Source organism: Streptomyces sp. NPDC047453, from assembly GCF_040643155.1.
GTDB lineage: Bacteria > Actinomycetota > Actinomycetes > Streptomycetales > Streptomycetaceae > Streptomyces.
In genome coordinates, this window is the sequence record NZ_JBEYTS010000056.1 from 1 (window position 1) to 16,284 (window position 16,284).

The 16,284-nt window shown below is 67.4% G+C and carries 12 protein-coding genes and 1 tRNA gene; 12 read left to right on the top strand and 1 reads right to left on the bottom strand.

Annotated elements, in window-relative coordinates; all coding sequences use genetic code 11:
- Positions 1-46: 46 nt before the first annotated feature.
- A complete protein-coding gene (locus ABZ818_RS31930; protein ID WP_361422350.1) occupies positions 47-1,273 on the bottom strand; it encodes a pyridoxal phosphate-dependent aminotransferase in 1,227 nt (408 codons plus the stop codon).
- A gap of 260 nt (positions 1,274-1,533) precedes the next feature.
- Here ABZ818_RS31930 and ABZ818_RS31935 point away from each other — a divergent pair.
- From ABZ818_RS31935 to rpsL, 12 genes are all read left to right on the top strand, one after another.
- Positions 1,534-1,606, top strand: a tRNA-Trp gene (locus ABZ818_RS31935).
- Between the two features lie 107 nt (positions 1,607-1,713).
- A complete protein-coding gene (gene secE, locus ABZ818_RS31940) occupies positions 1,714-1,998 on the top strand; it encodes a preprotein translocase subunit SecE (RefSeq protein ID WP_361422353.1) in 285 nt (94 codons plus the stop codon).
- A gap of 81 nt (positions 1,999-2,079) precedes the next feature.
- Complete coding sequence (gene nusG, locus ABZ818_RS31945) at positions 2,080-2,898, top strand: transcription termination/antitermination protein NusG (RefSeq protein ID WP_361422356.1); 819 nt, start codon at positions 2,080-2,082, stop codon at positions 2,896-2,898.
- 180 nt (positions 2,899-3,078) lie between these two features.
- Complete coding sequence (gene rplK / locus ABZ818_RS31950) at positions 3,079-3,513, top strand: 50S ribosomal protein L11 (protein ID WP_019756559.1); 435 nt, start codon at positions 3,079-3,081, stop codon at positions 3,511-3,513.
- A 95-nt stretch (positions 3,514-3,608) separates the two neighbouring features.
- Entirely contained in the window at positions 3,609-4,334 is a 726-nt protein-coding gene (gene rplA / locus ABZ818_RS31955; RefSeq protein ID WP_361422359.1) for a 50S ribosomal protein L1, read from the top strand.
- A gap of 218 nt (positions 4,335-4,552) precedes the next feature.
- Positions 4,553-5,488, top strand: a complete 936-nt coding sequence (locus ABZ818_RS31960) for a hypothetical protein (protein ID WP_361422362.1) — start codon at positions 4,553-4,555, stop codon at positions 5,486-5,488.
- A 294-nt stretch (positions 5,489-5,782) separates the two neighbouring features.
- Positions 5,783-6,313 carry a 50S ribosomal protein L10 gene (gene rplJ, locus ABZ818_RS31965; protein ID WP_361422365.1) on the top strand — a complete coding sequence of 177 codons (531 nt, stop codon included), beginning with the start codon at positions 5,783-5,785 and terminating at the stop codon, positions 6,311-6,313.
- A 117-nt stretch (positions 6,314-6,430) separates the two neighbouring features.
- Positions 6,431-6,817, top strand: a complete 387-nt coding sequence (gene rplL / locus ABZ818_RS31970; protein WP_361422368.1) for a 50S ribosomal protein L7/L12 — start codon at positions 6,431-6,433, stop codon at positions 6,815-6,817.
- Between the two features lie 608 nt (positions 6,818-7,425).
- The gene (gene rpoB, locus ABZ818_RS31975) at positions 7,426-10,911 is read left to right on the top strand and encodes a DNA-directed RNA polymerase subunit beta (protein WP_361422371.1); all 3,486 of its coding nucleotides are present in this window, start codon (positions 7,426-7,428) and stop codon (positions 10,909-10,911) included.
- Between the two features lie 96 nt (positions 10,912-11,007).
- Complete coding sequence (locus ABZ818_RS31980; protein WP_361422374.1) at positions 11,008-14,907, top strand: DNA-directed RNA polymerase subunit beta'; 3,900 nt, start codon at positions 11,008-11,010, stop codon at positions 14,905-14,907.
- A 136-nt stretch (positions 14,908-15,043) separates the two neighbouring features.
- On the top strand, positions 15,044-15,577 hold the full coding sequence (locus ABZ818_RS31985) for a DUF1707 and DUF4190 domain-containing protein (protein WP_361422377.1): 534 nt from the start codon (positions 15,044-15,046) through the stop codon (positions 15,575-15,577).
- Positions 15,578-15,911: 334 nt separating this feature from the next.
- Positions 15,912-16,283 carry a 30S ribosomal protein S12 gene (gene rpsL, locus ABZ818_RS31990; RefSeq protein WP_003948652.1) on the top strand — a complete coding sequence of 124 codons (372 nt, stop codon included), beginning with the start codon at positions 15,912-15,914 and terminating at the stop codon, positions 16,281-16,283.
- Position 16,284: the final 1 nt, after the last annotated feature.

Here is a 16,284-nt window from a genome sequence, read left to right on the forward strand (position 1 = left end):
CTACTCACGTGAGTAGTCCGCGGGCGCCCGCAAGCGGAAGCGGAACTCAGTCCCGCGCCTCCGCCAGCAGCTTCTGGATCCGGCTCACGCCCTCCACCAGGTCCTCGTCACCGAGGGCGTAGGACAGGCGCAGGTAGCCCGGCGTGCCGAAGGCCTCGCCCGGGACGACCGCGACCTCGGCCTCCTCCAGGATCAGCGCGGCCAGCTCCACCGAGTTCTGCGGGCGCTTGCCGCGGATCTCCTTGCCGATCAGCGCCTTCACCGACGGGTAGGCGTAGAACGCGCCCTCCGGCTCCGGGCAGAGCACGCCGTCGATCTCGTTGAGCATCCGCACGATGGTCTTCCGCCGCCGGTCGAAGGCCTCGCGCATCTTCGCGACCGCCTCCAGGTCGCCGGAGACGGCGGCGAGGGCCGCGACCTGGGAGACGTTCGACACGTTCGAGGTGGCGTGCGACTGGAGGTTGGTCGCGGCCTTGACCACGTCCTTCGGGCCGATGACCCAGCCCACGCGCCAGCCGGTCATGGCGTACGTCTTCGCCACGCCGTTGACGACGACGCACTTGTCGCGCAGCTCGGGCAGGAGCGCCGGCAGGGACACCGAGACGGCGTCGCCGTAGACCAGGTGCTCGTAGATCTCGTCGGTCAGTACCCACAGGCCGTGCTCGAGGGCCCAGCGGCCGATCGCCTCGGTCTCGGCCTCGGAGTAGACCGCGCCGGTCGGGTTGGACGGGGAGACGAAGAGGACGACCTTGGTCTTCTCCGTGCGGGCGGCCTCCAACTGCTCGACCGACACGCGGTAGCCGGTGGTCTCGTCCGCGACGACCTCGACCGGGACACCGCCGGCCAGGCGGATCGACTCCGGGTACGTCGTCCAGTACGGCGCCGGCACGATGACCTCGTCGCCCGGGTCGAGGATGGCGGCGAACGCCTCGTAGATGGCCTGCTTGCCGCCGTTGGTGACCAGGATCTGCGAGACGTCCGGCTCCCAGCCGGAGTCGCGCAGCGTCTTCGCGGCGATCGCGGCCTTCAACTCGGGCAGGCCGCCGGCCGGCGTGTAGCGGTGGTACTTGGGGTTCCGGCAGGCCTCGACGGCGGCCTCGACGATGTAGTCCGGGGTCGGGAAGTCCGGCTCGCCGGCGCCGAAGCCGATCACGGGACGCCCGGCGGCCTTGAGGGCCTTGGCCTTGGCGTCCACGGCGAGGGTGGCGGACTCGGAGATCGCGCCGATGCGGGCGGAGACCCGGCGCTCGGTGGGAGGGGTTGCAGCGCTCATACCGTCCATCGTTTCAGACCGGAAACGCCCGGGGCACGCGGGTTTCACAGGATGAACAAGGCCGGTCGAACCTCCGTACATCCGTCCGGATCCCGCCTCCTGCCAGGCGATCTTCCAACGACCGGAGCCGGTTGGGCACTTTCTGTTCGACGACCGGCGCCGGAACACGTACACTCTCACCTCGTTGGCCTTCAGCAGCCGCTGTCGCACCGGGTGCACACCGGGCACCCGGTCGTATGCGGTACGTTGGGGGCACACAAAGGGTCGTAGCTCAATTGGTAGAGCACTGGTCTCCAAAACCAGCGGTTGGGGGTTCGAGTCCCTCCGGCCCTGCTACACACACCATCGCCAGGATGTGTGCGCATGTACGTACAGAAATGCACCGCCGTGCGGCTCGACCGGGCGCGGCACGGCCACGACCCGGAATCAGGTGAGGACGAATGACGGACGCCGTGGGCTCCCTCGACACGCCTGATGCCCAGGACGAGGTGACGGAATCCAAGAAGGCCCGCAAGGGTGGCAAGCGTGCCAAGAAGGGCCCGCTCAAGCGCCTTGCTGTCTTCTACCGTCAGATCATCGCGGAACTCCGCAAGGTCGTCTGGCCGACCCGCAATCAGCTGACGACGTACACCACCGTGGTGATCGTCTTCGTCGTCATCATGATCGGCCTGGTGACCGTGATTGACTATGGGCTCAGCCACGCGGCCAAGTACGTCTTCGGCTGAGCCAAGAGCGAAGGGCGCCGCGGTTACCGGCGCCCCTTTTCGCATGTTCCACCCCTATGTATCCAGGAAGAAGCAGCCACCGTGTCTGACCCGAACCTGAACGACGCCATCGAGCCGACCGAGTCCGTGGATGACGAGCTCGACATCGTCGAGGGTGCGGACGAGGTCGACGAGGCCGAGGCTGCCGAGGCCGCCGCGGGCGAGCCGGCCGAGGAGGCCGCCGTCCACGTCGTGGACGAGGCGCCGGGGGGTGAGGCCGAGGAAGGGGAGCCGGAGGCCGAGGTCGACCCGGTCACCAAGCTCCGCGAGGAACTGCGCGCGCTGCCCGGCGAGTGGTACGTCATCCACACCTACGCCGGCTACGAGAAGCGCGTGAAGGCGAACCTGGAGCAGCGTGCCGTCTCGCTGAACGTCGAGGACTTCATCTACCAGGCCGAGGTGCCCGAGGAAGAGATCGTCCAGATCAAGAACGGCGAGCGCAAGACCGTCCGGCAGAACAAGCTGCCCGGCTACGTCCTCGTCCGCATGGACCTGACGAACGAGTCCTGGGGCGTCGTCCGCAACACCCCGGGCGTCACCGGGTTCGTGGGCAACGCCTACGACCCGTACCCGCTGTCCCTGGACGAGATCGTCAAGATGCTCGCCCCCGAGGCGGAGGAGAAGGCCGCCCGCGAGGCCGCCGAGGCCGAGGGCAAGCCGGCCCCGCAGCGCAAGGTCGAGGTCCAGGTGCTGGACTTCGAGGTCGGCGACTCGGTCACCGTCACCGACGGCCCGTTCGCCACGCTCCAGGCCACGATCAACGAGATCAACCCGGACTCCAAGAAGGTCAAGGGCCTCGTCGAGATCTTCGGCCGCGAGACCCCGGTCGAGCTGAGCTTCGACCAGATCCAGAAGAACTAGTTTCACCGCGGTTCTTTCTGGACGTACCGCTTCCGGGCAGGTCAGGCGATCGCTCGAGCGATCGCCTGACCTGCCCGGTTTTCAGCCGCGCAGCCATACCCGTTATCGTTGTGCGGTATGCCTGCGTCCGGGTGGTACCCGAGCGCCGGCAGGACCCGAATCGAAAGGACCCGGAGAGCAATGCCTCCCAAGAAGAAGAAGGTCACGGGGCTCATCAAGCTCCAGATCCAGGCCGGCGCCGCCAACCCGGCTCCGCCGGTCGGCCCGGCGCTGGGTCAGCACGGCGTCAACATCATGGAGTTCTGCAAGGCCTACAACGCCGCGACCGAGTCGCAGCGCGGTTGGGTCATCCCGGTGGAGATCACGGTCTACGAGGACCGTTCCTTCACCTTCATCACCAAGACCCCGCCGGCCGCCAAGATGATCCTCAAGGCCGCGGGCGTGGAGAAGGGCTCCGGCGAGCCGCACAAGACCAAGGTCGCCAAGATCACCGAGGCGCAGGTCCGCGAGATCGCCCAGACCAAGCTGCCCGACCTCAACGCCAACGACCTGGACGCCGCCGCGAAGATCATCGCCGGCACCGCGCGTTCCATGGGCGTCACGGTCGAGGGCTGAACCCCACCTTCGTAGCACCATGCGGCTGATGGCCGCACGTGGCAGGGCCCGCTCGGCCCGTACCACGACTCCTTTCAGAACACACAGGAGCAGTTGTGAGCAAGCGCAGCAAGGCTCTCCGCGCTGCGGACGCCAAGATCGACCGGGAGAAGCAGTACGCCCCGCTCGAGGCCGTCCGTCTCGCCAAGGAGACCTCCACGACCAAGTTCGACGGCACCGTCGAGGTCGCCTTCCGTCTGGGTGTCGACCCGCGCAAGGCCGACCAGATGGTCCGTGGCACCGTGAACCTTCCGCACGGCACCGGTAAGACCGCCCGGGTCCTGGTCTTCGCGACCGGTGACCGTGCCGAGGCCGCACGTGCCGCCGGCGCCGACATCGTCGGCGCGGACGAGCTGATCGACGAGGTGTCGAAGGGCCGTCTGGACTTCGACTCCGTCGTCGCCACCCCGGACCTCATGGGCAAGGTCGGCCGCCTCGGCCGCGTCCTCGGCCCGCGTGGTCTGATGCCGAACCCGAAGACCGGCACCGTCACCCCCGACGTGGCCAAGGCCGTCACCGAGATCAAGGGCGGCAAGATCGAGTTCCGCGTCGACAAGCACTCGAACCTGCACTTCATCATCGGCAAGACGTCGTTCGACGACAGCAAGCTGGTGGAGAACTACGGCGCGGCGCTGGAGGAGATCCTCCGTCTGAAGCCGTCCGCCGCCAAGGGTCGTTACATCAAGAAGGCCGCCATCACCACCACGATGGGCCCCGGCATCCCGGTCGACCCGAACCGCACCCGCAACCTCCTCGTCGAGGAGGACCCGGCCGCGGTCTGAGCCGGTCCGCGCCGGTCTGGGCCGGTCCGGGCTCCACGGCTCGCACAGCTGAGGGACGAGTCCCGCAACCTTTTCGGGTGCGGGGCTCGTCCCTTTTCCGTGGGGCTCCTGTACGACGTCTTCCGTACGTCCGTGCGCGACGTCCGTGCGACTCCCATACGCCTGTCACAGGGCTGCGTTAGCGTGAAGATCACAGCAACCGCATAGGGGTGGGACGAATGACGAGCACGACCGCGCGCCGTATCACGCTCTCCGTCGTGGCGGTGACCTCGCTGACCGCAGTGGCCGCCTGTGGCTCCTCCGGCGGCTCCTCCGGTTCCTCCGGCGGCTCGGGCAAGGGCGACGGCGCGGCCGGCCGGGGGCTCGCGCACGTGAGCCCCGTCGCGGCCCTGCGCTCCGCCGACACCTCCACCGCCGCGGCCGACTCCGCCAGAGTGTCGATGACGACCAGCATCGGCACGCTGATGTCGATGAAGGGCGACGGCACCCTCGACTGGGGTGACGGCCTGACCGGCACGCTCAAGCTCACCTACACCGGCGGCACGGTCGCCGAGACGATGCGCCGGATCGGGGCCACGACGATGGAGGCGCGGTACCTGCCCGACGCCTACTACGCCCACATGGGCGACGCCTATGCGCGGCAGACGGGCGGCAAGCACTGGATCGCGTACCGCTACGAGGACCTCGGGGCCCTCGCAGGCGGCTCCGGCGAGTACATGCAGGAGCAGCTGAAGAACGCCACGCCGAACCAGTCGGTGAAGCTGCTGCTGGCCTCCGGCGACGTCAGGAAGGTCGGCGAGGCGACGGTGCGCGGCGAGCACACCACGCACTACGCGGGCACGGTGAACGTCGCCGACTTCGCCGGCAAGACCTCGAACCTGCCCAAGCGCCAGATGGACGAGCTGAAGAAGCAGCTCAGCGAGGCGGGCGTCACCACGGAGTCCATCGACATCTGGGTCAACGACCGGAACCTGCTGGTCAAGAAGGTCGAGAAGGCGGACATGGCGACCGGCACCATGACCAACACCGCCTACTACAGCGACTACGGCGTGAAGACCTCCGTCCAGGTGCCCCCGGCCGGCGACACCATGGACTTCAAGGACCTGATGAAGTCCCAGGGCGCCACCGCGGGCGGCACCGGCATCGGCTCCTGAGCCGCGCTCCCGAGGCGATTTGCTTTGCGGTAGCCCCCTCCCGTACGCTCCCACAGAAGCCAAAGACCGCTGGTCGTTGCCGCGCGCTCGTACGAGGGTGCGGTGGCCGAAGGATCCGCTGAACTGCGGACGACCCGCGCAGGTGACTGTGGAAGAACTCCCGGAGCACGCGTCGATCCCCGTGTGTGCACCCGGTCGAGTCCGCCCCGAGCGCCTGCGCCGGGGCGTTTCGTTTTCCCCAGTCCTCCTTCGGGTCCGCGCGGTCCGAATCACCCGGAAGGAGGCCGAGGCTCTATGGCGAGGCCCGACAAGGCTGCCGCGGTTGCGGAGCTGACGGACAAGTTCCGCAGCTCCAACGCCGCCGTGCTGACCGAGTACCGCGGTCTCACCGTGGCGCAGCTCAAGACGCTGCGCCGGTCGCTCGGTGAGAACGCCCAGTACGCCGTGGTGAAGAACACGCTGACCAAGATTGCGGCCAACGAGGCCGGGATCATGCTGGACGACCAGCTCTTCGCTGGTCCGACGGCCGTCGCCTTCGTCACCGGTGACCCGGTGGAGTCGGCGAAGGGTCTCCGTGACTTCGCCAAGGACAACCCGAATCTCGTCATCAAGGGCGGTGTCCTTGAGGGTAAGGCGCTGTCCGCCGACGAGATCAAGAAGCTTGCGGACCTCGAGTCCCGCGAGGTTCTGCTCTCCAAGCTGGCCGGTGCCTTCAAGGGGAAGCAGTCCCAGGCTGCATCCGTCTTCCAGGCGCTGCCGTCGAAGCTCGTCCGCACCGTGGACGCGCTGCGCGCCAAGCAGGACGAGCAGGGCGGTGCCGAGTAACTCGGCTCGCTTTCTGATCCGAGCCGCCTGACGCGGCGAGGGTCGCAGCGGGCCGACGTACGCCCGCCTCACCCAGTACATCCGGCACCTGCCGATTTGAGTGGAAGGACCGCCATCATGGCGAAGCTCAGCCAGGAAGACCTGCTCGCGCAGTTCGAGGAGATGACCCTCATCGAGCTCTCCGAGTTCGTGAAGGCCTTCGAGGAGAAGTTCGACGTCACCGCCGCCGCGGCCGCCCCGGTCATGGTCGCCGGTGCCGCCGGTGGCGCTGCCGCCGAGGTCGTCGAGGAGAAGGACGAGTTCGACGTCATCCTCGCCGGCGCCGGCGAGAAGAAGATCCAGGTCATCAAGGTCGTGCGCGAGCTGACCTCCCTGGGCCTGAAGGAGGCCAAGGACCTGGTCGACGGTGCGCCGAAGCCCGTCCTCGAGAAGGTCAACAAGGAGGCCGCGGACAAGGCCAAGGAGGCCCTCGAGGGCGCCGGCGCCTCCGTCGAGGTCAAGTAACCTCCACGGGTCCGCGAAGGACTCCCGCGCGCTGAACACGGCCCCCTGGGGCTGTAACGCGAACGCACCGAGGAGCGATCATCCATCCGGGTGGTCGCTCTTCGGCGTTCGAGGGGGCCGGTGCCGACTGCCTTGCGCCCGCGGCAGGGAGGGGTATGGTGATCTTCGTCGTGCCTCCAGAGCTCCCGGCAGCGGGCTGCAAGTGACGATGGCAGCATCCGGTTTGGCCATGGGAGGCCTTGACGAACCGCACGGAGCGCGCAATTCTCAGGACGCGTCGCCAACAAGGATCCGAATCCGAGGCATGGATCGGCGGCGAAGAGGGCAGTATCAGGGTGCGTTGAGGGCAGGTAGGCCGCAGACGTTGACAACTACGAGGGTCTCAAAAAACCCGCACTGGACATCAGTGTGCCATGTGGCTACACTGACCCTTTGCGCTGCCTGTTAGCTGTCCCCTGCCCGTCACCAGGGGCATGCCCTCGCCTCAGCAACGACGACCAGATCATCCTTGACCTGGCCTTTCGGCCCGATCAGGACGACCTGTCCTCAAGCGGCGGCGGGGGGCCGGTACGCGCGTAGTGAGTCCGAGCCCTCGGAAGGACCCCCTCTTGGCCGCCTCGCGCAACGCCTCGACCGCGAATACGAACAACGGCGCCAGCACCGCCCCGCTGCGCATCTCCTTTGCAAAGATCAAGGAGCCCCTCGAGGTTCCGAACCTTCTCGCGCTGCAAACCGAGAGCTTCGACTGGCTGCTCGGCAACGACGCGTGGAAGGCTCGCGTCGAGGACGCTCTGGAGTCCGGTCAGGACGTCCCCACCAAGTCCGGCCTCGAGGAGATCTTCGAGGAGATCTCCCCGATCGAGGACTTCTCCGGGTCGATGTCGCTGACGTTCCGCGACCACCGCTTCGAGCCGCCGAAGAACAGCATCGACGAGTGCAAGGAGCGCGACTTCACGTACGCCGCCCCGCTCTTCGTCACGGCCGAGTTCACCAACAACGAGACCGGCGAGATCAAGTCCCAGACCGTCTTCATGGGCGACTTCCCGCTCATGACGAACAAGGGCACCTTCGTCATCAACGGCACCGAGCGTGTCGTGGTGTCCCAGCTGGTCCGTTCCCCCGGTGTCTACTTCGACTCCTCCATCGACAAGACGTCCGACAAGGACATCTTCTCTGCCAAGATCATCCCCTCCCGGGGTGCCTGGCTGGAGATGGAGATCGACAAGCGCGACATGGTCGGTGTCCGCATCGACCGCAAGCGCAAGCAGTCGGTCACCGTCCTTCTGAAGGCGCTCGGCTGGACCAACGAGCAGATCCTCGAGGAGTTCGGCGACTACGAGTCGATGCGCGCCACCCTGGAGAAGGACCACACCCAGGGCCAGGACGACGCGCTGCTGGACATCTACCGCAAGCTGCGCCCGGGCGAGCCTCCCACGCGTGAGGCCGCGCAGACGCTGCTCGAGAACCTGTACTTCAACCCCAAGCGCTACGACCTGGCCAAGGTCGGCCGCTACAAGGTCAACAAGAAGCTGGGTGCGGACGCTCCGCTGGACGCCGGCGTCCTGACCGTCGAGGACGTCATCTCGACGATCAAGTACCTGGTGAAGCTGCACGCGGGCGAGATCGAGACGGTCGGCGACAGCGGTCAGACGATCGTCGTCGAGACCGACGACATCGACCACTTCGGCAACCGCCGTCTGCGCAGCGTGGGCGAGCTCATCCAGAACCAGGTCCGCACCGGTCTGGCTCGTATGGAGCGCGTCGTCCGCGAGCGTATGACCACGCAGGACGTCGAGGCGATCACGCCGCAGACCCTGATCAACATCCGGCCGGTCGTCGCCTCCATCAAGGAGTTCTTCGGCACCAGCCAGCTGTCGCAGTTCATGGACCAGAACAACCCGCTGTCGGGTCTCACCCACAAGCGCCGCCTGTCGGCCCTTGGCCCGGGTGGTCTCTCCCGTGAGCGGGCCGGCTTCGAGGTCCGTGACGTGCACCCCTCGCACTACGGCCGCATGTGCCCGATCGAGACGCCGGAAGGCCCGAACATCGGCCTGATCGGCTCGCTCGCCTCCTACGGCCGGGTCAACGCGTTCGGGTTCGTCGAGACCCCGTACCGCAAGGTCAGCGACGGCCAGGTCACCGACGAGGTCGACTACCTGACCGCCGACGAGGAGGACCGCTTCGTCATCGCGCAGGCCAACGCCACCCTGGCGGACGACCTGCGCTTCGCCGAGGCCCGCGTGCTGGTCCGCCGCCGTGGCGGCGAGGTCGACTACGTCAGCCCCGAGGACGTCGACTACATGGACGTCTCGCCGCGCCAGATGGTGTCGGTCGCGACCGCCATGATCCCGTTCCTCGAGCACGACGACGCCAACCGTGCCCTCATGGGCGCGAACATGATGCGCCAGGCCGTTCCGCTCATCAAGTCGGAGTCCCCGCTCGTCGGCACCGGCATGGAGTACCGCTCCGCCGTCGACGCCGGCGACGTCGTCAAGGCCGAAAAGGCCGGTGTGGTCCAGGAGATCTCCGCCGACTACATCACCACGACCAACGACGACGGCACGTACATCACGTACCGCCTGGCCAAGTTCGCCCGCTCCAACCAGGGCACCTCGGTCAACCAGAAGGTCATCGTCAACGAGGGCGACCGTGTCGTCGAGGGCCAGGTCCTCGCCGACGGTCCGGCCACCCAGAACGGCGAGATGGCGCTCGGCAAGAACCTGCTGGTCGCGTTCATGCCGTGGGAGGGCCACAACTACGAGGACGCGATCATCCTGTCGCAGCGCCTCGTCCAGGACGACGTCCTCTCCTCGATCCACATCGAGGAGCACGAGGTCGACGCCCGTGACACCAAGCTCGGCCCCGAGGAGATCACCCGGGACATCCCGAACGTCTCCGAGGAGGTCCTCGCCGACCTCGACGAGCGCGGCATCATCCGCATCGGCGCCGAGGTCATCGCCGGCGACATCCTCGTCGGCAAGGTGACCCCGAAGGGCGAGACCGAGCTGACCCCCGAGGAGCGCCTGCTGCGCGCGATCTTCGGTGAGAAGGCCCGTGAGGTCCGTGACACCTCGCTGAAGGTGCCGCACGGCGAGACCGGCAAGGTCATCGGCGTGCGCGTCTTCGACCGCGAGGAGGGCGACGAGCTGCCGCCGGGCGTGAACCAGCTGGTCCGCGTCTACGTCGCGCAGAAGCGCAAGATCACCGACGGTGACAAGCTCGCCGGCCGCCACGGCAACAAGGGCGTCATCTCCAAGATCCTGCCGATCGAGGACATGCCGTTCCTGGAGGACGGCACCCCGGTCGACATCATCCTCAACCCGCTGGGTGTGCCGTCCCGAATGAACCCGGGACAGGTCCTGGAGATCCACCTCGGCTGGCTCGCCAGCCGCGGCTGGGACGTCTCCGGCCTCGCGGACGAGTGGGCGGAGCGCCTCCAGGCCATCGGCGCCGACCAGGTCGCCCCCGGCACCAACGTGGCCACCCCGGTCTTCGACGGTGCCCGTGAGGACGAGCTGGCGGGTCTGCTCCAGCACACCATCCCGAACCGCGACGGCGACCGCATGGTCCTCCCGTCCGGCAAGGCGCAGCTGTTCGACGGCCGTAGCGGTGAGCCGTTCCCGGACCCGATCTCGGTCGGCTACATGTACATCCTGAAGCTGCACCACCTGGTCGACGACAAGCTGCACGCCCGTTCGACCGGTCCCTACTCGATGATCACCCAGCAGCCGCTGGGTGGTAAGGCCCAGTTCGGTGGCCAGCGCTTCGGCGAGATGGAGGTGTGGGCCCTCGAGGCCTACGGCGCCGCCTACGCCCTCCAGGAGCTGCTGACCATCAAGTCCGACGACGTCACCGGCCGCGTGAAGGTCTACGAGGCCATCGTCAAGGGCGAGAACATCCCCGAGCCCGGCATCCCCGAGTCCTTCAAGGTGCTCATCAAGGAGATGCAGTCCCTGTGCCTGAACGTGGAGGTGCTGTCCAGCGACGGTATGTCCATCGAGATGCGCGACACCGACGAGGATGTCTTCCGCGCTGCGGAGGAGCTCGGCATCGACCTGTCCCGGCGCGAGCCGAGCAGCGTCGAAGAGGTCTGACGGGAGTCCGGCGGGTCTCCTGACCAGGAGACCCGCCGACCCCCAGGCCCCCGTTTCAGACCACAGACTTACGACCCTGAGAGGGATTGACGCATAGTGCTCGACGTCAACTTCTTCGACGAGCTCCGGATCGGCCTGGCCACCGCTGACGACATCCGTCAGTGGAGCCACGGCGAGGTCAAGAAGCCCGAGACCATCAACTACCGCACCCTCAAGCCGGAAAAGGACGGGCTCTTCTGCGAGAAGATCTTCGGTCCCACCCGGGACTGGGAGTGCTACTGCGGCAAGTACAAGCGTGTCCGCTTCAAGGGCATCATCTGCGAGCGCTGCGGCGTCGAGGTCACCCGTGCCAAGGTGCGCCGTGAGCGGATGGGCCACATCGAACTGGCCGCGCCCGTCACCCACATCTGGTACTTCAAGGGCGTCCCGTCGCGTCTGGGCTACCTGCTCGACCTGGCCCCGAAGGACCTCGAGAAGGTCATCTACTTCGCGGCGTACATGATCACGTACGTCGACGACGAGCGCCGCACCCGCGACCTGCCGTCGCTGGAGGCCCACGTCTCCGTCGAGCGCCAGCAGATCGAGCAGCGCCGCGACGCCGACCTGGAGGCCCGCGCCAAGAAGCTCGAGGCGGACCTCGCCGAGCTTGAGGCCGAGGGTGCCAAGGCCGACGTGCGCCGCAAGGTGCGCGAGGGTGCCGAGCGTGAGATGAAGCAGCTGCGCGACCGCGCGCAGCGCGAGATCGACCGCCTCGACGAGGTGTGGACCCGGTTCAAGAACCTCAAGGTCCAGGACCTCGAGGGCGACGAGCTGCTCTACCGCGAGCTGCGCGACCGGTTCGGCACGTACTTCGACGGCTCGATGGGTGCCGCGGCGCTGCAGAAGCGCCTGGAGTCCTTCGACCTCGAGGAGGAGGCCGAGAAGCTCCGCGAGATCATCCGCACCGGCAAGGGCCAGAAGAAGACCCGCGCCCTCAAGCGCCTGAAGGTCGTCTCCGCGTTCCTGCAGACGTCCAACAGCCCCAAGGGCATGGTCCTGGACTGCGTGCCGGTCATCCCGCCGGACCTGCGTCCGATGGTGCAGCTGGACGGTGGCCGCTTCGCGACCTCCGACCTGAACGACCTGTACCGCCGTGTCATCAACCGCAACAACCGCCTGAAGCGGCTTCTCGACCTCGGCGCGCCCGAGATCATCGTGAACAACGAGAAGCGCATGCTCCAGGAGGCCGTCGACGCGCTCTTCGACAACGGCCGCCGCGGCCGCCCGGTCACGGGCCCCGGCAACCGTCCGCTGAAGTCGCTGTCCGACATGCTCAAGGGCAAGCAGGGCCGCTTCCGTCAGAACCTGCTCGGCAAGCGCGTCGACTACTCGGCCCGTTCCGTGATCGTCGTCGGTCCGCAGCTGAAGCTGCACCAGTGCGGTCTGCCGAAGGCGATGGCGCTGGAGCTCTTCAAGCCGTTCGTGATGAAGCGCCTGGTCGACCTGAACCACGCGCAGAACATCAAGTCGGCCAAGCGCATGGTCGAGCGCGGCCGCACGGTCGTGTACGACGTGCTGGAAGAGGTCATCGCGGAGCACCCGGTTCTGCTGAACCGTGCGCCCACGCTGCACCGCCTCGGCATCCAGGCCTTCGAGCCGCAGCTGGTCGAGGGCAAGGCCATTCAGATTCACCCGCTCGTGTGCACCGCGTTCAACGCGGACTTCGACGGTGACCAGATGGCCGTGCACCTGCCGCTGTCCGCGGAGGCGCAGGCCGAGGCCCGCATCCTGATGCTGTCCTCGAACAACATCCTCAAGCCGGCCGACGGCCGTCCGGTGACGATGCCGACCCAGGACATGGTCCTCGGTCTGTACTTCCTCACCACCGACGCCGAGGGCCGCGCGGCCAAGGGCGAGGACCGCTCCTTCGCGTCGGTCGCCGAGGCGATCATGGCGTTCGACGCCGGCGAGCTCTCGCTCCAGTCGCGGGTGGACGTCCGCTTCCCGGTGGGCACCATCCCGCCGCGCGGCTGGACCCCGCCGGCCCGCGAGGAGGGCGAGCCGGAGTGGCAGCAGGGTGACTCCTTCCGTCTGAAGACGACCCTGGGCCGCGCGCTCTTCAACGAGCTGCTGCCCGAGGACTACCCGTTCGTCGACTTCGAGGTGGGCAAGAAGCAGCTCTCCGAGATCGTCAACGACCTCGCCGAGCGCTACCCGAAGGTCATCGTGGCGGCCACGCTCGACAACCTGAAGTCGTCCGGCTTCTACTGGGCCACCCGCTCCGGTGTCACCGTCGCCATCTCCGACGTCGTCGTCCCCGAGGCGAAGAAGGAGATCGTCCGCGGCTACGAGGCGCAGGACGAGAAGGTCCAGAAGCAGTACGAGCGCGGTCTGATCACGAAGGACGAGCGGACCCAGGAGCTCATCGCGATCTGGACCAAGGCGACCAACGAGGTCGCCGAGGCGATGAACGACAACTTCCCGAAGACCAACCCGATCTTCATGATGGTTTCCTCGGGCGCCCGAGGAAACATGATGCAGATGCGTCAGATCGCCGGTATGCGCGGTCTGGTGTCGAACGCCAAGAACGAGACCATCCCGCGGCCCATCAAGGCGTCGTTCCGTGAGGGTCTGTCCGTGCTGGAGTACTTCATCTCCACGCACGGTGCCCGTAAGGGTCTGGCCGACACCGCCCTGCGTACCGCCGACTCCGGTTACCTCACCCGTCGTCTGGTCGACGTCTCCCAGGACGTCATCATCCGCGAGGAGGACTGCGGCACCGAACGCGGCCTCAAGCTGCACATCGCGGAGCGCGGTGCGGACGGCGTGCTGCGCAAGGCGGACAACGTCGAGACGTCCGTGTACGCGCGCTGCCTCGCCGAGGACATCGTGGTCGACGGCCAGGTCCTGGCCCCGGCCGGCACCGACCTCGGTGACGTCCTCATCGAGGAACTGGTGGCCCGTGGCGTCTCGGAGGTCAAGACCCGCTCGGTCCTGACCTGTGAGTCCGCCGTCGGCACCTGCGCCATGTGCTACGGCCGTTCGCTCGCCACCGGCAAGCTGGTCGACATCGGTGAGGCGGTCGGCATCATCGCCGCCCAGTCCATCGGTGAGCCCGGTACCCAGCTGACGATGCGTACCTTCCACACCGGTGGTGTGGCCGGTGACGACATCACCCAGGGTCTGCCGCGTGTCGTCGAGCTCTTCGAGGCCCGTACGCCGAAGGGTGTCGCCCCGATCTCCGAGGCGGCCGGACGCGTCCGGATCGAGGAGACCGAGAAGACCAAGAAGATCGTCATCACCCCGGACGACGGCAGCGACGAGACGGCGTTCCCGATCTCGAAGCGTGCCCGTCTGCTGGTCGGCGAGGGCGACCACGTCGAGGTGGGCCAGAAGCTCACCGTGGGTGCCACCAACCCGCACGACGTGCTGCGCATCCTGGGTCAGCGGGCCGTCCAGGTCCACCTGGTCGGCGAGGTCCAGAAGGTCTACAACTCGCAGGGTGTGTCGATCCACGACAAGCACATCGAGATCATCATCCGGCAGATGCTGCGCCGCGTGACGATCATCGAGTCCGGCGACGCCGAGCTGCTGCCCGGCGAGCTGGTCGAGCGTTCGAAGTTCGAGCACGAGAACCGTCGTGTGGTCCAGGAGGGCGGTCACCCGGCCTCCGGTCGTCCGCAGCTCATGGGTATCACCAAGGCCTCGCTGGCGACCGAGTCCTGGCTGTCGGCGGCGTCCTTCCAGGAGACGACCAGGGTTCTGACGGACGCGGCGATCAACGCCAAGTCCGACTCCCTGATCGGCCTCAAGGAGAACGTCATCATCGGTAAGCTCATCCCGGCCGGTACGGGCCTGTCCCGCTACCGCAACATCCGGGTCGAGCCGACCGAGGAGGCCAAGGCCGCGATGTACTCGGCCGTGGGCTACGACGACATCGACTACTCGCCGTTCGGCTCCGGCTCCGGCCAGGCCGTTCCGCTGGAGGACTACGACTACGGTCCGTACAACCAGTAGGCGAGCGACTGCTTGACGCGCTGAAGGGCGGCCATCCCACAACGGGATGGCCGCCCTTGGCGCATCATGGAGAGACACACGCGGTCCGGGGGAGGTCCCAGTGTCGTATCAACCGTCACACCCGTCGTGGCAGCCCATGCAGCCCTGGCAGCGGGGACAGGGGGCACCGCAGCCGTGGCAGGGCCAGGGCGGCCCTTCGATGCTCGCGTCCCACGCCGACCGCGAGCGGGCCGTGGACGTGCTCAGGGCGGGCTTCAGCGAGGGCCGCCTGGACGAGCGGGAACTCGACCAGCGCGTCGCACGGGCGTGCCAGGCGCGTACGGTCGGGGAGCTGGCGCTTCTGGTGGCGGACCTGCCGCAGGGTCCGGTGCCGCTCACCTCGGCGGCTCCGGTCGTGCCGCCCACGTTCCTGCCGGCGGCGGTCCCGCCGCGCACCAACGGCAAGGCGGTCGGCTCCCTGATCTGCGGTGTGCTCACGCTGATGACGGGCGGCCTGACGGGCCTGCCCGCGGTGGTCCTGGGACACGCCGCCCGCGGGGAGATGCGCCGCAACGGGGAGGGCGGTGACGGCCTCGCGCTGGCCGGGCTCGTCCTGGGCTGGCTGTCCGTCGCGGGCTGGGCGGTGTTCCTGACCGTGCTCGTCGTGGCCGGGATCGCGGGGTCGGGATGACGTGGGCGGATTCCGGTGTCCGAAGATCACGTTCCGTGGATTCGAAGATCGCCCGCGGGGCCGGGGCTTGACAAGCCCCGAGGGACGCGGCGGGCGGGGCGCATTTGTTTTGACCGCAGCGAATGAGGTAGGTACGCTCAGACCTTGTGCCTGGGGTGTGCCCTGGCTTTCGTGCGTGCCTTGAAACCGCACCGGGAGCCGTTGAACGGCCACCGTGATCTGCGCCTCTTTCTGCCTTGCGGTGGGAGTCCGCGGGATTCGACACACCCGACCGCGTGGGTCGGCGATGTTCCAGGTTAGCTGTACCCATCGGCACACAGAAACCGGAGAAGTAGTGCCTACGATCCAGCAGCTGGTCCGCAAGGGCCGGCAGGACAAGGTCGAAAAGAACAAGACGCCCGCACTCGAGGGTTCGCCCCAGCGCCGTGGCGTCTGCACGCGTGTGTTCACGACCACCCCGAAGAAGCCGAACTCGGCCCTCCGTAAGGTCGCGCGTGTGCGTCTGACCAGCGGTATCGAGGTCACGGCTTACATTCCGGGTGAGGGACACAACCTGCAGGAGCACTCGATCGTGCTCGTGCGCGGCGGCCGTGTGAAGGACCTGCCGGGTGTTCGCTACAAGATCATCCGCGGTTCGCTCGACACCCAGGGTGTCAAGAACCGCAAGCAGGCTCGCAGCCGTTACGGCGCCAAGAAGGAGAAGTAAG